At 43.0% G+C, this 18,342-nt stretch carries 20 protein-coding genes; 14 read left to right on the top strand and 6 right to left on the bottom strand.

Features of this window, described 5'->3' with window-relative positions; genetic code table 11:
• Positions 1–114: 114 nt before the first annotated feature.
• From HMAT_RS19550 to HMAT_RS19505, 10 genes are all read left to right on the top strand, one after another.
• Positions 115–942, top strand: coding sequence for a LytTR family DNA-binding domain-containing protein (locus tag HMAT_RS19550; RefSeq protein ID WP_158656015.1), 828 nt, complete (start codon positions 115–117; stop codon positions 940–942).
• 4 nt (positions 943–946) lie between these two features.
• A complete protein-coding gene (locus HMAT_RS19545) occupies positions 947–2,020 on the top strand; it encodes a histidine kinase (protein WP_104384554.1) in 1,074 nt (357 codons plus the stop codon).
• 142 nt (positions 2,021–2,162) lie between these two features.
• Entirely contained in the window at positions 2,163–2,480 is a 318-nt protein-coding gene (locus tag HMAT_RS19540) for a hypothetical protein (protein WP_104384553.1), read from the top strand.
• Positions 2,481–3,057: 577 nt separating this feature from the next.
• Entirely contained in the window at positions 3,058–3,675 is a 618-nt protein-coding gene (locus HMAT_RS19530) for a fibronectin type III domain-containing protein (protein ID WP_158656014.1), read from the top strand.
• Entirely contained in the window at positions 3,675–4,187 is a 513-nt protein-coding gene (locus tag HMAT_RS19525; protein ID WP_199768719.1) for a DUF5675 family protein, read from the top strand. Before HMAT_RS19530 ends, HMAT_RS19525 begins: the two co-directional genes overlap by 1 nt.
• 15 nt (positions 4,188–4,202) lie before the next feature.
• Positions 4,203–4,475 carry a hypothetical protein gene (locus HMAT_RS19520; protein ID WP_104384550.1) on the top strand — a complete coding sequence of 91 codons (273 nt, stop codon included), beginning with the start codon at positions 4,203–4,205 and terminating at the stop codon, positions 4,473–4,475.
• Positions 4,462–4,629: a hypothetical protein gene (locus HMAT_RS27090; RefSeq protein WP_158656013.1), complete on the top strand. Its 168-nt coding sequence runs from the start codon at positions 4,462–4,464 to the stop codon at positions 4,627–4,629. The genes HMAT_RS19520 and HMAT_RS27090 overlap by 14 nt, the downstream gene beginning before the upstream one ends.
• Positions 4,630–4,771: 142 nt before the next feature.
• The gene (locus HMAT_RS19515) at positions 4,772–5,746 is read left to right on the top strand and encodes an Rpn family recombination-promoting nuclease/putative transposase (RefSeq protein ID WP_104384549.1); all 975 of its coding nucleotides are present in this window, start codon (positions 4,772–4,774) and stop codon (positions 5,744–5,746) included.
• 80 nt (positions 5,747–5,826) lie between these two features.
• On the top strand, positions 5,827–6,012 hold the full coding sequence (locus HMAT_RS19510) for a CsbD family protein (RefSeq protein WP_046675215.1): 186 nt from the start codon (positions 5,827–5,829) through the stop codon (positions 6,010–6,012).
• A gap of 230 nt (positions 6,013–6,242) precedes the next feature.
• Positions 6,243–7,556, top strand: coding sequence for an aminotransferase class I/II-fold pyridoxal phosphate-dependent enzyme (locus HMAT_RS19505; RefSeq protein WP_104384548.1), 1,314 nt, complete (start codon positions 6,243–6,245; stop codon positions 7,554–7,556).
• A gap of 48 nt (positions 7,557–7,604) precedes the next feature.
• Here the strand turns inward: HMAT_RS19505 and HMAT_RS19500 are convergent, their stop codons facing one another.
• Together HMAT_RS19500 and HMAT_RS19495 are read right to left on the bottom strand one after the other, a co-directional pair.
• Positions 7,605–8,207: a TetR/AcrR family transcriptional regulator gene (locus HMAT_RS19500; RefSeq protein ID WP_233789468.1), complete on the bottom strand. Its 603-nt coding sequence runs from the start codon at positions 8,205–8,207 to the stop codon at positions 7,605–7,607.
• A 258-nt stretch (positions 8,208–8,465) separates the two neighbouring features.
• On the bottom strand, positions 8,466–9,464 hold the full coding sequence (locus HMAT_RS19495) for an OmpA family protein (RefSeq protein WP_104384546.1): 999 nt from the start codon (positions 9,462–9,464) through the stop codon (positions 8,466–8,468).
• Between the two features lie 127 nt (positions 9,465–9,591).
• Between HMAT_RS19495 and HMAT_RS19490 the strand changes: the two genes are divergently transcribed.
• Both HMAT_RS19490 and HMAT_RS19485 read left to right on the top strand, forming a co-directional pair.
• Positions 9,592–10,566, top strand: a complete 975-nt coding sequence (locus HMAT_RS19490; RefSeq protein WP_104384833.1) for a YihY/virulence factor BrkB family protein — start codon at positions 9,592–9,594, stop codon at positions 10,564–10,566.
• A 148-nt stretch (positions 10,567–10,714) separates the two neighbouring features.
• The gene (locus tag HMAT_RS19485) at positions 10,715–11,110 is read left to right on the top strand and encodes a hypothetical protein (protein WP_104384545.1); all 396 of its coding nucleotides are present in this window, start codon (positions 10,715–10,717) and stop codon (positions 11,108–11,110) included.
• A gap of 71 nt (positions 11,111–11,181) precedes the next feature.
• On the opposite strand, the gene HMAT_RS19480 is transcribed toward HMAT_RS19485, so the two are convergent.
• The 3 genes from HMAT_RS19480 to gldL form a co-directional block, all read right to left on the bottom strand.
• The gene (locus HMAT_RS19480) at positions 11,182–12,351 is read right to left on the bottom strand and encodes a homing endonuclease associated repeat-containing protein (RefSeq protein ID WP_158656012.1); all 1,170 of its coding nucleotides are present in this window, start codon (positions 12,349–12,351) and stop codon (positions 11,182–11,184) included.
• A 253-nt stretch (positions 12,352–12,604) separates the two neighbouring features.
• Positions 12,605–14,140 carry a gliding motility protein GldM gene (gene gldM, locus HMAT_RS19475; protein ID WP_104384543.1) on the bottom strand — a complete coding sequence of 512 codons (1,536 nt, stop codon included), beginning with the start codon at positions 14,138–14,140 and terminating at the stop codon, positions 12,605–12,607.
• A gap of 30 nt (positions 14,141–14,170) precedes the next feature.
• Positions 14,171–14,983 carry a gliding motility protein GldL gene (gene gldL / locus HMAT_RS19470; protein ID WP_104384542.1) on the bottom strand — a complete coding sequence of 271 codons (813 nt, stop codon included), beginning with the start codon at positions 14,981–14,983 and terminating at the stop codon, positions 14,171–14,173.
• A 307-nt stretch (positions 14,984–15,290) separates the two neighbouring features.
• On the opposite strand from gldL, the gene HMAT_RS19465 reads away from it, so the two are divergent.
• On the top strand, positions 15,291–16,370 hold the full coding sequence (locus HMAT_RS19465) for a mechanosensitive ion channel family protein (RefSeq protein ID WP_104384541.1): 1,080 nt from the start codon (positions 15,291–15,293) through the stop codon (positions 16,368–16,370).
• A 91-nt stretch (positions 16,371–16,461) separates the two neighbouring features.
• Complete coding sequence (locus HMAT_RS19460; RefSeq protein WP_104384540.1) at positions 16,462–17,532, top strand: endonuclease/exonuclease/phosphatase family protein; 1,071 nt, start codon at positions 16,462–16,464, stop codon at positions 17,530–17,532.
• 25 nt (positions 17,533–17,557) lie between these two features.
• On the opposite strand, the gene HMAT_RS19455 is transcribed toward HMAT_RS19460, so the two are convergent.
• The gene (locus HMAT_RS19455; protein ID WP_104384539.1) at positions 17,558–18,340 is read right to left on the bottom strand and encodes a DUF4249 domain-containing protein; all 783 of its coding nucleotides are present in this window, start codon (positions 18,338–18,340) and stop codon (positions 17,558–17,560) included.
• Positions 18,341–18,342: the final 2 nt, after the last annotated feature.

Below are 18,342 nucleotides of genomic sequence, written 5' to 3'. Positions count from 1 at the left end.
CTTTAAATTGTTAAAATCGGGGGATAACTTGGAGTTAACTATTTGTTTATGTCGGCTGTAATTATTTACTTTACGGCTATAACTATTTTTGTAATCAGTCAACATAAACCTATTATGAGCAAATTTCCTGTGGTTATAATCGATGATCTATATGGTGCGCTGGAGGATACAGCCGCCGTATTGGAAGAGCTTGGCTTATTTCAGATAAAAGGTAAATTTACCTCGGTCAGAGATGCCGAAGTGTATTTTCTACATGCGGACGAGAAAGTTTATATTATATTCTGTGATATTGAGATGCCGGACTGTTCGGGCTTGGATGCGATTAAGAGGCTCCGTAATTATTGTTCGCACTTTGTTTTTGTCACTGGTTTTGCGAATAAATATGCGCTAGACGGATACAAAGTGCATGTTGATGGTCTCTTGTCAAAACCTGTTGAAGCGGATGAACTGCTTGACTTATTAAAGCATTTAGAAAGAAAATCCCCAGGCAGTAGTGCTGACCGTGATCTCAAGACCGAACTGATGATTTTTCTGGATTTTGTTGATCCAAAAAGCGAATTGCATCTTGCACGAAAGAATGGCCCCCCAATGCGGAAGCATCCGGAAAATAAAAGGGTATATGAGAAAGTCCCGGTCGCACTTGCGGAAATTGCTTATTTAGACAAAATACATAATTACATTCATTTTTTCGGGCTTAGACCAAATAATCAGTTTTTCTTGCTGGGGGTGCTCAACAAAAGGATGATAGACATGGATGATCTACTCCAGCAAGATCCGAGATTTGTCCGAGTCGATCAGTCCGTATTCATTAATTTAAATTATGTTAGAAAAGTGACCCTGGTAGGAGTCAAAGTCGGGCCAAAATTTCTAACTGTTTCAAAATCACGTGCTGATGAACTTAAAAGAAAATTGAAGATGATGGATATTAGCCACAAATTGTAAGATCATGCCAGCAAGAAAACAATTTATGCTTACCTGGCTCAAAAATATCGTACTCAGCACTGCAATTGTCTTTTCGCTGGCTTATATCTTCCTGATCATACCTGCAGCATTTCAGGATTGGCGCGATCAATTGACTGCCTTGGTCCTGACCGGTATTATATATGTGTTGGTTAGGCATCTGATACTCCCCAGGCTATTTATATGGTCTAGGTATAATGCCTGGCTGTTGATGACTTTCGTCATGCTGCTTTTTCTTTTTTTTTGTTCTATTCCAATCTTGATTAGCCTTTCTACGGGTGCATTGAAATGGACTCCGGGAAAATGGGATATTGAAAATTTCTGGCCTGTGATATTTTTAATCATTCCGCCCGTACTGGTAGCTTTCTTTATGTATAGCTGGCAGTTTGGTGTTGATAAGTGGTTAGCATATCGAGAAGCCCAGCAACGGCTCACCGAAATAGAACATATATCCATAAATTGGGAATTAATTGCCCTGACAAAAGATCTCAATCCTCATTTTATAACAAATAGTATGGCTACGATCCGGGCTTTGATCCGCAAATCACCAGCAAATGCATTGCTCGCTGTAGGTATACTAGGTAAAATAGCCAAGGTATATATGAATAATCATGATACATGGTTAAACTTAAGGAGGGAAATGGACATGGTCGATAAATTGGTAAGTATGTATGAATTTATAAAGGGACATTCAATTTCGCTACAAATGGAGGATATATCGGACGGAGCTTATATGGCCCCCAAAATGCTCCTGTTCAATCTGGTAGAAAATGCGTTGCAATATGGTGAGACATCCGTGAAAAAGTATCCCATACGAATAGTGATCACTAAATCACAAGATAATATGGTGACCGTTCAGGTTTCCAACCGGATCGCCGCAAAAGCGGTAGCTGGTAAGGTAAGTCACAATACGACGCTGGAAAGAATAGCGCGTCAGCTGCGGTTGCTGGATCCGCAGCGTACTGCCCTTATAGTGTCTAATGATGAATCTATATTTATGGTATCAGTCTCATTCCCACAAATCATCGACAGTAATCTAACAGATCAGAAAAATGTGTAACTTAAGGTAATTATAAACCTTTACCATCCGTGGGTATTTTCCTTTATTTCGCAGGGCTTGGCAGACCTTGAAATAAAACTGATTTTTCTTTGTTTCTGGAAATAACCCTACCTGTGCGTCGATGGTCTTAAACCCATAGACCATGAACCTAAGTGTATTCTTACATACATTAATAGATCGTATAGAAAAATTGACTGAAATTTTAGTAGCGATATACCGCCTGCTGGCGACCCTGATCCTCATCCTTAAAGTAAAGAAAGTAGAACAAAAGCCTCTGCTCGAACGTAAGCTCTGGACGCATACCGAAGTGACGGCATACCTTGGTATCAGCGTTTCGACCTACAAGCGCCGTGTGCGGGAGGGACTGCTCAATCCGATGACCCTCACTGGCGATGACCGCTACTTTGAAGAAGATCTGACCGAAGCACTCGAAAGGAGCAGACTCAAGGGGAAAATATAATTTTCTGGCCCCAGCGCTTTGGTCAGGCGCTAAGGAACTGCGACTTCGCGCTGTGTCTTTGCGATCTTCCCGACCAAAAGTATGAAACAAACCGTTGACTGGTTGTTTTTTCTCCAGGACAGAAACAGATCTTTATTCGGCCGAACGGAAAATTCCCCTGACTGGTTGGTGCAGTCGGGGGAATTTGCTGTTCAGTCACACGGAAATATGAAACAGTCACCCATCTGTTTCATTTCCCCACCCGGCCAAATGAACTTTTCACTGGTTTCTTTGTGTCAGTCCTTGGATTGCGCGGATATTCCAGGGGACGGAATCGATATTTTATTGTGCGAAACCGAGCAGTCACAGCGCAAAATCACCCCTTTCTGGCGCCTTACCGATCAGGTTGGCTCAAATGGGCTTAATTAAGCTCAATCTAGGTCAAAACTTCATTTTCGGTCCGTTACGATGATATGTTTGTGTCATTAAATGATCTCGAGAGGAATATTTAAGCGTTAACAAACAGATTATTAAACAGACACTGTCAATGCTAATACTACTAATGACAGGTCATAATAGAAAAAAAATGGCAACGAAAATGAAAGCCCTAATTGGCTTTGGAAAAATGAAAGATGATGAACTGGTCATCGTCTGCAATACGATTATAGGTGCGATGACGGGCAATGCCAAGTATCCGACACCGACGCCCGAATTGACCGATATACAGGTCTTATTGGATGATTTTACGGCCAAGCTGGCCATTGCCCGTAAACGTGGTTCGCCCGAAGATACCGCGCTTAAGGATGAGAGCCGCAGCCCGCTTATTGTGGTGATGCAGCAGCTGGGCTATTACGTCAATTCGGTGGCCCAAGGTCATCTCTCCACCTTGCTGAGTTCGGGATTCCCGACCAACAGCACCTCCTTTGCCAATCAGGTACCGCTCAAAGTGGATAATGTGCGGCTCTCGGATGGACGGCAGTCGGGGCAGGTGAAGCTGGACTTTGCCCCCCAAAGGATAGCGACGATCTATGAATACCGCTATCGCATACGAACGGATAATCCTTCGGAATGGGGCGACCGCTTTACGACCACTTCGTCCCGGAGCAATATTATCGCTCCATTGGAAGTAGGCAAATTCTACGAAGTGCAGGCGCGCGCAATCAATACCCAAGGAGTCGGTGATTGGAGTGATTCGGCCAATATCCTGGTGCGTTAATGGATATGCTGCTAAAAAGAGTCAGACAGGGGAAAAATAGTACCCTGTCCGAATTGTATATAGATGGTCTGTTTCAATGTTATGTTCTTGAAGACAGCATCCGTGATCATAAAATCAAAGGACAAACCTGTATTCCTGCAGGGAGCTATTGTCTGGGGGTTAACCATTGGGGTGGAATGAATACCGCGTATAAGAAGCGTTTCCCCGATATGCATCAGGGGATGATCGAGATACGGGATGTGCCGGCTTTCAGTAATATCTATATCCATATCGGCAATACGCATGCGGATACGGCCGGCTGCCTATTGGTGGGGACGTATTTCCACAGCGACAAAAACCGCGAAGACTATGAAGTATATCAATCACAGGAGGCTTACCAGAATTTATATCAAGTGGTGATTGACCATGTGAAAAGCAGCAAGGTCATCCTGACCATCCAAAATAAGCTGATAGGAGGGAACTATGCCCGTTTGAGCCGGGCGTGTAAATCACCGAAGGCAGCTAACACATAATAATAATTTATACGGATGAAAAAGATAATCAATAAAATAGGAAAAGTACTGGGACTAGTACTTGCAGCACCGATAAAGCTGCCCGGAAAGGCATTAAATATCGTCCGGTATCTTGCGCTGGGCCTGGGGATCATCGAGTCGGTCATCAACGAAGATGATCAGGTGATCCGTGAAGAGGAGAAGGATGAAACAGTCCCGGAACATAAGGATAACCTGAAAAGGGCTTCGGAGCATGATGTCCAACGGATAAACCCAGCGAAGAAAGGAGCGATTGATGAAACTGAGTGATATGCGCTTATCGGCAATCGGTGGCACACTCTGCGGTATCTGGGCGTCTTTTTCAGTAGGCGACCTGCTTAACGGAGCATTGACGGCATTGGTCGGAACGCTTGTGAGTTTCTTATTGAGCCGCGTTTTAAACCGGGTATTTAAACGAAAGTGAAACCAAGGGCTTCTGTTACTGTAGAAGCCCTTCGCTTAATGTATACCTGATCGAAGGGATAACTTTTAAATTAAATGCTAATATTATTAGTATTTTTATAATATTTTATTTATATTTGCTTGATAACCAATATTTAATAATTATGGGTAAATTAAAACGGCATATTGGCAAATATGTAGACCCTAGTACTGATTTCGGCTGGAAGCTTTACTTTGGGCGCGAGGAAAACAAGATTCTACTAATTGAATTTTTGAATAGTCTTTTCGAAGGCGAGAAAGTTATTGCTGACCTACGATACAAACCTGTTGAACATGACGGTGATTATGAAAATATGCGAAGGGTAGTCTTTGACTTGCACTGTATCGGTAGTAAAGGCGAAATATTTATTATTGAGATGCAGCAGTTGTTTCAAGAGTTTTTTAAAGATCGCGCGGTATACTACACATCACGTTTAATCAATAAGCAACTGCCCCGTGGCAGTAAAGGGAATAATTATTGTCTACCTGAGGTTTATTTTATTGGTATCTTGGAATTTAATATGATGGAGAATGGTAATGCGCCATTACACCAGATTACCAATAGACCATACTATCATGATGTGGCCTTATGTGATAAATCAACCAATGAGATCTTCTATGACAAGTTGGGATATAAGTTGGTCTCGCTACCTTTGTTTGATAAGAGGCCCGAAGAGTTAGTGACAATTATGGATCAATGGCTATATTTACTTAAACACTTGAGTACCATGGATAAATTGCCTTCGTTTTTGGATAAGCGGATATTTGGTCTTATCTTTGAAGTAGGGGAGATAGGTAAATTAACGAAGGAGGATATGATGTCATACGAATCGAGTCTAAAACACAAACGTGATGCCGAGAGTGTATTTAATTCAGCATTACGATCCGGAGAAGCCTTGGGACATGCTAAAGGTCTTGAAAAAGGTCTTGAAAAAGGTCTTAAAAAAGGTCTTAAAGAGGGACTTAAAGAAGGTCGTGCAGAAGGTGAACACAAGCAAGCTATCGAATCCGCTCGCAAGATGCTAAATAAAGGCTATAGTAAAGAGGATATTAGCGAAATTTCTGGACTCTCTATCGAAGAGATCGAAAAATTAAAATAATTTTAACATTTTATAACAATTTCTTTTAAACGATTGCGGCTGCAGGCTGTTCTATTCATAAACAACGAAAGGAAAATAGTATGAGCGAATTAACTTGGAAAGGCCGTTGGAATGAGATTAAAGGCAAAGTAAAACAACAGTATGCCGATCTTACGGATGATGATTTACTGTATGCAGAAGGCAAAGAGGATGAATTGGTCGGTAAACTTCAGAAGAAGACCGGAAAAACACAGGATGAGGTGAATAGTTGGTTGAACGGATTGTAGAAAGAAGTGTTTTTTTGTGATAAGGAAAAACGGATAGCAGTAATGTTATCCGTTTTTTTTTGAGGTAAGTCTGGAGAGCTAATGTTTTGATGTTGCAGTAATTCTATATTGTGGGCGATAGCATGTTGATGTTCACGTAATATCTTTATCAGATAACGAAAAATTACACTGCTTTTTAGGCCAAATTCGATAACTTTAATAAATAACTTAAATATAAAATCCAAAAAAGCATGAACCATCATAATTTTATGAGCGCTATTGATCAGAGCATTTCTGAAGGCGTTAAAAGAGGTATACTTCATTTAACTCAGGAAGGTAATCTGACAACCGACAACCTTATCCGCATCAATGGCTCCGAGTTAGTGAACTTTACCTCTTGTAGCTATCTTGGACTCGAGCATGATGAACGTTTAAAACGTGCCGCAATAGCAGCCGTAGAAAAATATGGTGTGCAATTTTCCGAATCCAGAGCATACGTTTCCATTGATTTATATAGCGAACTGGAAGATTTAATGAGCGAAATTTTTGAAGCTCCTACCATTGTTGCTCCTACGACAACACTCGCACATTTGTCTGCCATACCAGTGATTCTGGATGCTGGAGATGCTGTCATTGTCGATCAGCAACTCCATAATTCGGTTTTAAGCGGTATAAATGTATTTAGGGCAAATTGGCCAATTCACTTTGAAGTCCTTCGGCATAACCGCTTAGATGTACTGAAGGAACGCATCGAAACACTCCAAAAAACGTATCAAAGAGTTTGGTATTTTGCGGATGGGGTGTATTCCATGTTTGGTGATCGCTGCCCTGCTGATGAAATCTTTAATTTGTTGGATTCCTTTCCCGCATTCCATACCTATATCGACGATGCGCACAGTATGAGTATAATGGGCAAAAATGGGAAAGGATATATTCTTAGTAACCATACCATACACGAGCGGATGATTGTCGCCTCATCGATGGCCAAAGCTTTTGCCACAGGCGGCGGTATTTTGATTTTCCCGAATAAGGAAATCGCCAGAAAGGTGCGTGCCTGCGGAGCTCCATTCAATTCCTCCGGTCCTTTGCAGCCAGCGACCTTGGGTGCTGCGGTTGCCTCTGCAAAGATCCATTTAACAGATGAGATCTATACGCTGCAAACTGAACTTGCAAATCGTATAAAATATGCAAGCTCTTTATTTAGAGCTACTGAATTGCCTTTAATTTCGAATTTTGATTCGGGGATATTCTTTATAGGTACATCGAGGGCCGAGCTTGCATACATTATCATGGAAAAAATGATCAAGCGCGGATTTTTGTTGAACATCGGGGTATTTCCCGCTGTATCCAAAAACCATTCCGGTATAAGATTTACAATGACAACACTGCAGTCCTATGATCAGATCGAAAGGATGGTAAAGGCGCTGAATGAAGTATTCTTTGAAACTTTAGATGAGCATCAATATACAGTCGATCAGATCTATCACGCATTCAAGGTCGTCGCCCGTTTGGAGGAGCGGTCAGCCGGCGAATTCATTAGCGCACATAGCCCTGAAAAAGAATAGCGCATACCGAACCATGTTCTGCTAAACGGAAAATAAGGGGGGATATAGCTATCCGGCCGGCTCTTCGACCGAGTTATAGGCCCACCCTAAAATGTTTTTGATCGAAGCTTTGATCCTGTTCAATCCCTCTGGGGTGGAGATGTCTATTTCACAGACGGTACTTTTTGTATGTGCAGCATGAAGAACAATATAATAGATTCCTGCAACCAGAATAGTGACAACAGCCCTGAGGTCGAGGTCCTTGCCTTGAAGTTCTTTATCTGCAAAAGCAAAGAATAGGGCACTCATCTTTTCCCGTTCCTGCGAAATCTCCGACATGAGTGCAGATTCCTCGCAGATCTGCCAGGCCAAAATCTTTTGCATCTCTGTATTGGTAAGAAAATCGTCAAACTGATTTAATAATAAAGATTCCAAAAAACCTCTTGACCCTACCTCGGGCGCATCTCCAAAATATCCCACAGCATTCATCGTCGTAGTAAGCCAATAGTCTTTGCCCCTGATGTAAGTTTCAACCAGCTTGTCCAATGTGCCGAAGTATAAGCCAATGAGCTTGCGGTCAACACCTGCCGCTTTTGAAATATTGGCAATGGTGAGACCGGGATAACCTTTCTCTTCAAGTACTTTACCAACGGAAGCAATTAACTTCCCCATGGTTCGTTCCTTATTATTTTTTTCTCCTTGATATTTTTTTCTCGACTGTTGTTTAGTGGTCATAATACTGCTTGAAATCGAAAGATTTAAGATTAATATCAAATATAAAAAAATTACTTAGCATACCTTTAATTTGTTAAACAGTTGTGAGTTATTTAAACGATTGGTTACAAAAAATGCTGCATATATAGTTGATACAATATAACCATACGATGCTTTCATATCTTGGGAAGTATCGTATGGTTCAGCAGGAATTGTTTATTTGATCTTAACCAACTCGACGCGGCGGTTTTTAGCTTTGTTTTCTTCAGAATCATTGGCGACAAGTGGTCTTTCGGCACCGTAACCTTTGGCTGATAAGCGTGACTTGTCTATTTTTTGTCCTACTAATGCTGTCATCACTGCGTGCGCCCTATCATCAGATAGTTTTTTATTATGTGCCGCATCACCTGTGTTGTCCGTGTGCCCTTCAATAGCGATTTTAAGTGTGGGGTCATTTTTTAGCGCTTCGGCAATCTGAATAACCAGATCGGTGCCCGCTGTGGTTATGCTGGATTTATCAGTATCGAATGTGATGTAAACAATTGATTTTCCAGTCTCTGATAGATCCTTGCTGATATCGTCTGCCGTGATTTTTTGGATAGTTTGTTTAAAGTTGTTTTCCTGCAGTATATTGAGCTTGGCACCCGCATTATTTGCCGTATATTGAATAAAGATATTGCCCTGATTTTTACTCCGGATGACGTATACCCGGATCTGTTCATCCGCATAGCCGATATCGCCCTCATCACCTTTATAGGGGTCTTGTTTATGGTACCGTTCGTATTCTTCGGGCGTGATGGTGCCATCGAAGACTTTAACAGCACCTATTGATGCTAAATAATCTTCCATACTCTTTTCAAAATAGCGCTGTGAAAACTGCGTACCCGGCTCATTGGTAATATTTGCTTTATACAGCCGTCCTTCATAGGGCTTCATGACACCATTAATTGCGAAATAGCAAACATCAAAGTCCTTTTTGATCGCCTGGTTCATCTCTTTATAACCTTTTGGTGGCGTAAAAAACGGGAATACACCGATATCTGCATCCGAATAGGGGATGCTCGCAAGGTCGAGTGTTGCCGATGTATCAATTTTAACGGGCTCTTCAGTCGCCGATGTATCTTGTGGAGCGGGAGCTGTTGTGGTTTCTTTTGGTTTTTGGTTACAGGAAACCACAACTGCCGCGAGTGCAAATAATAGTGCTGTTCTTTTCATGATCTGTTATTTTTCTTTTTTTGCAGCGACAAATTTTGTGCCTAAAGGGAAAAGTAGCACGTTGATTTGTTATAAACAAAACATTCTGTCGTTGTCGGAGGTTCACCTGTATAAAACCACACGCGCGATGGAAGTAAAAAGGAAAAGCTCGAATCAGGTAAAAACATATTGGACCATCTTTAAAAATACCGTATCCGGATTTATGAATGAGGATTCCATGAAATACAGTGCTTCTCTGTCCTATTACACGGTATTTTCAATTGGGCCGATCCTTGTGTTGATCATTGCCTTGGCTGGGATATTCTATGGCACAGAAGCCATTGAGGGGAAAGTGTTCACGGAGTTGAATGGATTGGTCGGAAACAGTGCTGCCAAGCAAATCCAGGAGGTGATTCAGAATTTGCAACTGTCTGGCAAATCAAATACGGCTTTGATCATCAGTTTGGTCACCTTGATCATTGGCGCAACGACCGTATTTGGGGATATGCAAAACTCGATCAATAAAATATGGCATGTGCTGCCCAAACCCAAAAAGGGCTGGCTGAAAATCATACAGGACCGATTACTGTCCTCATCGCTTGTCATTGGCTTGGGCTTTCTGCTGGTGGTCACTTTAATTATCAATGGACTGATTCTGGCATTGACACAGCGGCTACTGCATTATTTTCCTGATATAACAGTTGTCTTGATGAATCTCCTAAATTTCGCGGTTTCCTGTGCAGTAGTCTTTGTGTTATTTGCGGTGATCTTCAAAACGCTCCCAGATGTTAAGATCCAATGGAAGACGGTGCGGGCCGGCGCTTTGTTTACGACAGCTTTATTTATATTGGGGAGATACCTGATCGGAATATATCTGCAGACTTCCTCTACCCAGGATACGTATGGCGCAGCAGGTTCTTTCGTCCTTATCCTGCTTTGGGTATATTACACGGCTACGATCCTTTATTTCGGTGCCATTTTCACACGCGAATATGCAACGGTAAAAGGTATACCCATCAAGCCGGCTGAATTTGCCGTACATGTGGAAACACAGGAGATTGAACGCAATGTGGCCACGGTTCCACCGGCTCCACTTGGACCTGATACAAATGTATCGCGATAAATAATTTGGTATGCAGTACTGTATTTGTACGGGTGATCTGTATTTATACTTCTTTTGTTTCAATTGATACGGATCTTATTTTGCACCTGGGGTAATGGCATAAAGTTTGGATTTAACCTATCGATTTTTAATAAAAAACACATTAACGATGAGAAAATTTATTCAAACATTGGGACTAGGGATGCTTATCTTGACAGCAGTAATCAGTTTCACTTCATGCAGCAAAGATGATGATCCGGCAGACAACAATCTTTTTATCGGCAAATACGAAGGAAAGATTGCGTTTGACGATCTAAAGGATAATAGTAAAGATGTACCTTCTGCCGACGGAAGTATTACAGTAACGAAAACTGGCAATACCTATAATTTTGCTTTTGGCAATGGTATTCCTAATCTCAATGGCGTTGATTTTGAGGAGAAGGATAACGTGCTGATCAATATAGGCTCGGCCGGTACCGGAGTGATCCGTATTGATGCTGGTAAATTAACAATCGGTTACACCAAAGATGACAAAGTGTGGACAGCCGATTGCCAGCGTAAATAACAGCAATTTATTGAATTTTTTGAGCCATTGCCATAGGGGAATGGCTCTTTCTTTTTTGGTCATCGCCTCAATTAATTTCTTTTGGCGTAACGCGGCTTCTTCAATATATTACGCAGTTCCTCTTCGGTGTACCGCTTACTGCCGGTTTGGAGCAGTTTGAATCCACAGACAAGCCGCAGCCCATTCATCGAAAAAAAACGAAATTCATATACATCCCTGGAGTAACCGGTCAGCTCCATCAGCTTGCTGCGCGGCATTCCGTTTGGATAACCATGTTCGATGCTTTTGGATTTATAGCGTTCCGCAAGCTGCTTTTTGCTGAGCTTGCAACGCTCACGCGTACTAAAAGCAGGCTTTTGGCCGAAAGATTCGATCAAACGATTTAAGCGCTGGCCGGTTTTCCAGACCATCGCCCCGGCAGTGACGCCCATTTTGGCTTCCAACTCTTTGGTGGTTGGTGTTCTACCGAGTTCCTTGGCTAAGCTGAGGTAATAATCTCTGATACTAAACTTGGTAACGGGTATTTTAGTTCCGGCGAGATAACATAAGTTATTCCAGCCAAATTTTTCTTTCAGGTACCAAACCGAGGGATAATTTTCGGGCTTTAACCGTTTGTAGTCTTTATAATGTTTGATACGGTGCTTTTTGATTAGCTTGATCACTTTCTCCTTGGCTTCAGCTTCCGTCATCGTTGTAATTCGAAAGTGAGGTTTTAACTTGGCGTACTCCAGTACATCAGCCCAGCTGTCGACGTTAAAATGTCTGTAATAGGATAATGAATTATAGAGCCCATTCTTTTTGGTGCAATCTGATATGCTGGGTGAGCGTCCATGTTTAAGGTAAAATTTGACCAATGAATTTTTTAGTTTTCCGATGGAAGAAATTCTGCGGTCATTGGGGGCAAACCCGGCTGCGGCAATAAACTTGTTCCAGGATCCAAAATATTTATTGATACTGGTTGATTTTGCAGAAAATTCCCTGCGCATTGGAATCCGCCCGTTAATTTTATAAAAGTCGTTTACCAATGTCAGTAGCTCAGCTGTAATTTCTTCTTTGGACTTGTTTATATTAGGCTTTAATCCCGCCGCAAGAATAAAGTTATTCCAGGAGCCAAAATGCCGGCGGGCAATTGTATTGATGTTCTCCATTTCCCGGCGAATTGGGGTTCTGCCGTGTTGGCGCTGAAATTCATGCACTTTCGAAAGTGCATAAGCAATAATATCTTCTTGTTTTTGTTTCAAATTAACCTCCTGGTGCTTTAGAAAGCTTTTTTGTAGCAGTACCATCCTACTTGAATGTGGCCTGGTACACAGTAAAATAAAATGGTTATTAATATAAAGATAAAATTTTTCTTGAAATCTGCGACAATGCATTGATTCTATTTTACTTTCGAGCCAAATTTCGGCTGATGACCAAAAGATCAACTATAAAGAAGTAAAAAAGCCTTCTCCAATAAAGGAGAAGGCCTCATATATAAATGTAGGGGTGATTTTGCTAGTTTGCTGTTAATGCGACGGCATTGAGCTGTCTGGACGTCCCGTCCGGACCGACAGCAACAATATTGTCGAAGATCACGCGTGTACCCGGCACAATGCCATTTAATGCCGATGACATGCTTGAGCTTAACTGACCGCCCGAGGTGGACAGCACGATGGCGTCTGCACGGGGTTTGGCGATAATCATCGTAAACTTAGTCACTTTAAAGGTCGCGTCAAAGTCAAAGTTATCCAGTTTCGCAAATAGTGCATTTTGTGCCTTCAGTGCTACTGTCGCCATGGATCCGCCTGTTTTGCCGGCAAATTTGGCAATCGGATCCGGGATTCTTTTGACGCGGAATTCCGTTGAACTCAAGGTCTGTGTTTTACCCGGAGCAACTTCTGCGGATACAGAGATATGTGCCGTGCCCGGCGAACTCACCCGGACATTATATTTGCCGCCACCGGCGCTGGATATGCTACCGCCGCTCATGCTTACCCGCACTTTATCCGTAGGTGTGCCGGGCGCAGAAACGGAAATCGGATTATTGACCCCGATATACAGGACATTCATTTTATCCGGTGAGACCACGGCCGAAGGACGGGCTACCTGATAGGTCTGCTGAGGTGTGCGATACTCCTTAAAGGATCCATCCGTTTGTTTGACTTTAATCACCCCCGTCCAGCTAAAAATACCTTCCCGGTTTGTCGGTACGGAATATACGCCTTTACCGTCCACAATCTGTAATGCTGAACCATTGACAGAGATCGCCGGCTGGGACTTAGAATCAGATGCGGTTAAAAAGACTTCTGCTTTGTAGGGTTGTCCCTGTACCAAGTAAGACGTGGGCGCAACGGCTACTGCAGCAAACTTGTCCAGATTGACCACGGCCTGATCCATTTTGCCCAGAATGATCTTCACCACATCCGACTCGGCATTTTGTGCATCGGTTTGGATCTTTGTTAGGATCGTCATGGCTGCGGTCAATGGCGTGCCACTGCCGAAATTGATCTCTTCCCAGGATTTTTTGCCATTCACGGACTTCTCCGGATTCTTGGCTTCAAGGGAAAAGGAAACCATTTTTTGCTCTTCGGGTGTTAGTAATGCCAATAACTTGGAACGGGTTTCATTAATTTTGTCCTTAAGAACCGTTCCTTTTTTCTCATTGATCATCAGATTGGGGGAGATATCTTCATTTTCCCGTTTGACCAGGTCTCCCTTTTCCTCATCGTAACCGCCGCCCTGTTTGACAAATTCTTCTTTTAGGGACAGAATGTATTTATCGAGCTCGCCAATAATGGCCTGAGCTTTTTTCGCTTTATCGTAAATAGGTTTGGCCCTTGCGGGTTCCTCCTTTAATTTGGTGTTTTCAAATGCAGCGAATAGCTGTTGTACAGCTGTGTTGACATTTGACTTGGATGCTTCGAGACTGTTGTTGATATTTTTGAATGCATCCAAGATTGAATCCGGTACATTGAGTGCCAGTAAAGCAAGCAAGACCAGATAGAGGATGCCGATCATCCGCTGTCTTGGCGTTTCTCTTCCTAATGCCATTTTTTCTAATTTAAGTAATACAAGGATAAATTATACACGTGGCTGGTTCATGGCACTGAGCATATTACCGTAAATGGCATTTAATGCATTCAGATTTTTCGCCAGCTTGCCCACTTCTTCTTTAAATGCTTTGGAGTCATCCAATGATTCGTTGAAGTTTTGCATGGTATAGCTTAAGTTCTCATAAAACTTATTCATGGACTGCAGGTGAGATGCCGAGTCGCGTAGTTCACGCTCATACATGGCATTGAGCTGACCGAGATTGGTTGTCAGGTTTTTCACCTGGTCGTGGTAATTTGCCGTATCACCGGAGGTGTTTGACATCGCTACGAGGTTTTCCGAAGCTTTTTCAAAAGCTGAGCTCAGGTGATCAAATTTTGACGTTGCCGTACGCAGTTTCTGTGTAAATTCTTCTGTTGCCAGCGAAACGTCAGACAGTTTGTTGATGGCCGATACCTTCTCGCTGAAGTCACGTAATCCACGGCCCAGGTTTTCAATACTTGCCGGCTCAATATTGGCGTCCGCAAACATTTTATCCAATGCGGCTGTCGCTGATGGGCCTGCGGGCTGTGCTACGGCTGCTTTGCCGCGAACAGGCAGCTCACCGTTGAAATTATCATCCAGTTCAGGATAGACGCGGCTCCAGTCTGGTTCTGGTGCCGGCGGATTGAAACCCATCAGAAAGAAAAGGAGGGCTTCCACACCGAGTCCGATACCGATCATATAGTTGGCCGTGCTGCCGCCGATGTGGAGGATCTTGAACAGTACCCCGATGATGACGATACTCGCGCCCCAGGATATGGCCACATTCAGCCATCTTGAATTGTCTTTTTTCTTGCTCATAGTTTTTATGTGTGTGTTTGGTTTAATTCTTTTTGGATAGTTTTATTTTTTTGTTTCATCTGTATAAAACGGATTTGTCTATTTTATAGTATACAGCATCCCACTATGTACCTCCATTTCCTGTTGATTGCAATAGACTGCTTTGTTTCAAAAAATATACCAAAGGTCTTTGTTGTCTTAAATTTTATGTGCTGAATCAATCCCTTTACGGTTGGAACTGCTCATTTTCTCAAAATAAAGTAAACGTTCGAGCCCCCCAATAGTTATACTAATACGTAGATGTTGAACCCTAGAAAATTGTAACGTTATGACCGAAGCTTTAATCCAACTTTCACAGGCCTGGCCTGCATGGCTGTGGAATATGGCATTAATTTTATTTTCATTCCTGATCGGTATCCTGATCAAGATGCTGTTTATACCGCTGTTGCGCAAACAGGCGATCGAGCAGTCTTCTTATTCGCTATTTCGCTCTTTTACCCGCAGGTTTAACAGAATATTAAGCGTGTTTATCCCCTTAGTGGTTTTCAATAGCTTGCTGCCTTTTGCGCATTTTAATCCCACGACATTACAGGTGGTGGCCAAGATCAATGAGATTCTACTGGTGTTTTTTTTCGCCATGGCCCTTATTCAGGCCATCAAGGTATTTGAAGATTATCTTTACCATCGCTTTGATGTCAACAAGGAAAATAACCTCCGCGAAAGGAAGGTACGGACGCAGATCGTCTTTATCCGAAAGGTGGTGGTGACCATTATAATTGTGGTCGCGCTGGCGATTGTATTATTAAGTTTCGAAAGCATGCAAAAGATCGGTGCCGGATTGCTGACCGGTGTGGGGGTCGGAGGTATTATCATTGGCTTTGCGGCACAGAAGTCGCTGGGGAATCTGCTGGCGGGGTTTCAGATCGCATTTACACAGCCGATACGAATGGATGATGTGCTGGTCGTAGAAGGGGAATGGGGAAAGGTCGAGGAAATCAACCTCACGTATGTGGTGGTCAATATTTGGGACAAACGTCGTCTGGTACTGCCGATCACCTATTTTATCGAGAAACCTTTTCAGAACTGGACGCGGACTACAGCCGAGATATTGGGAACAGTTTTTATATACACCGACTTCACCATCCCCGTGCAGCAGTTGCGGGAGAAGTTGACAGCCTTGCTTACCGGGCACCCCTTATGGGATGGTCAAGTGAATGTCTTGCAGGTGACCGATTTTAGGGAGCAGACCATGGAGATACGCTGCCTGATGAGTTGCCGTAATTCGGGGCAGGCCTTTGACCTGCGCTGTTACATACGTGAACAGATGATCGACTATATCAGGGTCAATTTTCCGGATGCCCTGTCCAAAACACGTGTCGATTACACCGAGAAAGAAATTAAAGTGTAATCCTTTGTAAGGGATCTTCCTGCCAGTCAGTGATTGGATACGGAAATGTCTTGTTCAAGCCATATCTTTGTGAGGTAATTTTGAAAGCAATATGCAGATTTTATTTTTTGTTTTATCGGGGCTCTTGATTATCCTGAGTCTGCTGCCTTTTATCCGTTGCCAGCATTGGGTGTTTCGTGTGGCTGAGTTTGTGAAGCTGCAGCTGCTGGTCTTTCAGGTGCCATTGCTGGCCTGGGGCTTTTACCTTGTTGTGGATGCTCCCTGGATATGGAGTATACAGATCGTTCAGGCACTATTGATTGGCTATCATGTATTTATCCTGGTACGATATACCAAATTTTGGCGTAAAGAAAAATATGAAAAGGGGAAAGATGCCTCGGATAGCATTAAAATTATATCCTGTAATGTCTTGCAGTTCAATAAAGAGCACGACCGTTTTATAGATCTAATTCGGAAAGAGCAGCCGCAGATTTTTTTGACAATGGAAAGCGATGCGGTTTGGGAAAATGCCTTGCGTGAATTGGAATCAGACTATCCAAATGTGGTCAAAGTGACCTTGGATAATACCTACGGCATGCATTTTTACACCAAGCTCAAGGTCAATAAAAGTCAGGTACATTACTTTGTCGCTGATGACATTCCGAGTATCGAGGCTGAATTGGAGACACAAGACGGTCACCGTTTTATATTTTTTGCGGTGCATCCACCGCCTCCAAGTCCTACGGAGGAAGAAAATTCCAAAGAACGGGATGGTGATCTGCTCAGTGTAGCAAAAAAGGTGCGCGATTATAAAATGCCGGTAGTGGTGACGGGTGATTTTAACAATGTGGCCTGGGCACGGTCCTCGGTCCTGTTTAAAAAAACAAGCAAGCTGATCGATGCGCGGATCGGACGTGGCATCTTATCGACCTTTCATGCCAATTATTGGTTTTTCAGGGTGCCGCTGGATTTGCTATTCCATAGCCCGAATGTATTTATAGACAAACTGTTTATTTATCCCTCCGTAGGTTCTGATCACTTCCCTATGGGCTGTACCTTCTTTATAGATCGCTATTCGGATGAGCAGGCGGAGGATATCAAAGACCTTGAAAAGGGAGAAATGAGTGAAGTCAACGAACTGATCGCCGAGGGGCGTGAGGAGGAGAGTGACAATCGTGAATAATTTGTGCATGCGATGGGGGCCCTGGTTATTGTCCGATCTGTAGTTGATATTCCTTTGCTGCCGCAACCGAGAAATAGCCCAATGCGTTGTTGGAGATATTGGATTTCGGATTGCTTGGTGCGGCATTGCTGAGGTTGTTGCTTTGGTATTCGTTCCAATATTGATAGGTTTTCTGGTCCACACAATAGCGGCGTACAGTAATTGTGTCGCCACGGGATAGGTCTTTCTCCTGGTCGGTTATATAATGGGTTACCTTGAGCCCGTCGTTAAATTGGTCAGACTCTGCTCGGGCAAAACGAAAGGGGCCACCATTGGTGGAGAGGGTATAGATATAATAATTGGAAATTTTAGCCGGATCTTTAAAGGTCAGTGCTGCAAAAAAATAATTTTCTCCAGCAAGATTCTTTTCGGAAATATTGGTTGATTCCACGGCAACATAGGCGGGCATCTGGCAGGTAGCGCTATATTGCTGCTTTTGGACGTCAACATGCAACGTATAGGTTCGGCCGGCAAGGGGTTTAAAGTTGCGGTGGATATAATTGCCGTCTTTCTCATATTGAAAAGAGTAGTTCCTATTTTCATTGTCTTTGACCGATACCGTTGCTCCTTTGATCCCGGAAGTATTGATGGGATCGTCAAATCCGACGGATCGTGAAAGGCGTATCCGCTGGACTGAACCGGCATCGGACAGCTGAGCATCGATAACAACGCGGGCTGCAGCCTTATTGAGAGCAAGATCCATTTTTTCCTCACAGGAAGAAATCAGCAGCAACAGACCGGACAGGATAAAAGATCGTTTAGCATTCATGG

This window comes from Sphingobacterium sp. HMA12 (assembly GCF_002933815.1).
Lineage (GTDB): Bacteria > Bacteroidota > Bacteroidia > Sphingobacteriales > Sphingobacteriaceae > Sphingobacterium.
This window is presented reverse-complemented; position numbering and strand designations above follow the sequence as displayed.

Coding starts and splice junctions, on each gene's coding strand:
- HMAT_RS19550 (WP_158656015.1), top strand. CDS start 115: ATGAGCAAATTTCCTGTGGTTATAATCGATGATCTATATGGTGCGCTG.
- HMAT_RS19545 (WP_104384554.1), top strand. CDS start 947: ATGCCAGCAAGAAAACAATTTATGCTTACCTGGCTCAAAAATATCGTA.
- HMAT_RS19540 (WP_104384553.1), top strand. CDS start 2,163: ATGAACCTAAGTGTATTCTTACATACATTAATAGATCGTATAGAAAAA.
- HMAT_RS19530 (WP_158656014.1), top strand. CDS start 3,058: ATGAAAGCCCTAATTGGCTTTGGAAAAATGAAAGATGATGAACTGGTC.
- HMAT_RS19525 (WP_199768719.1), top strand. CDS start 3,675: ATGGATATGCTGCTAAAAAGAGTCAGACAGGGGAAAAATAGTACCCTG.
- HMAT_RS19520 (WP_104384550.1), top strand. CDS start 4,203: ATGAAAAAGATAATCAATAAAATAGGAAAAGTACTGGGACTAGTACTT.
- HMAT_RS27090 (WP_158656013.1), top strand. CDS start 4,462: ATGAAACTGAGTGATATGCGCTTATCGGCAATCGGTGGCACACTCTGC.
- HMAT_RS19515 (WP_104384549.1), top strand. CDS start 4,772: ATGGGTAAATTAAAACGGCATATTGGCAAATATGTAGACCCTAGTACT.
- HMAT_RS19510 (WP_046675215.1), top strand. CDS start 5,827: ATGAGCGAATTAACTTGGAAAGGCCGTTGGAATGAGATTAAAGGCAAA.
- HMAT_RS19505 (WP_104384548.1), top strand. CDS start 6,243: ATGAACCATCATAATTTTATGAGCGCTATTGATCAGAGCATTTCTGAA.
- HMAT_RS19500 (WP_233789468.1), bottom strand. CDS start 8,207: ATGGGGAAGTTAATTGCTTCCGTTGGTAAAGTACTTGAAGAGAAAGGT.
- HMAT_RS19495 (WP_104384546.1), bottom strand. CDS start 9,464: ATGAAAAGAACAGCACTATTATTTGCACTCGCGGCAGTTGTGGTTTCC.
- HMAT_RS19490 (WP_104384833.1), top strand. CDS start 9,592: ATGGAAGTAAAAAGGAAAAGCTCGAATCAGGTAAAAACATATTGGACC.
- HMAT_RS19485 (WP_104384545.1), top strand. CDS start 10,715: ATGAGAAAATTTATTCAAACATTGGGACTAGGGATGCTTATCTTGACA.
- gldM (WP_104384543.1), bottom strand. CDS start 14,140: ATGGCATTAGGAAGAGAAACGCCAAGACAGCGGATGATCGGCATCCTC.
- gldL (WP_104384542.1), bottom strand. CDS start 14,983: ATGAGCAAGAAAAAAGACAATTCAAGATGGCTGAATGTGGCCATATCC.
- HMAT_RS19465 (WP_104384541.1), top strand. CDS start 15,291: ATGACCGAAGCTTTAATCCAACTTTCACAGGCCTGGCCTGCATGGCTG.
- HMAT_RS19460 (WP_104384540.1), top strand. CDS start 16,462: ATGCAGATTTTATTTTTTGTTTTATCGGGGCTCTTGATTATCCTGAGT.
- HMAT_RS19455 (WP_104384539.1), bottom strand. CDS start 18,340: ATGAATGCTAAACGATCTTTTATCCTGTCCGGTCTGTTGCTGCTGATT.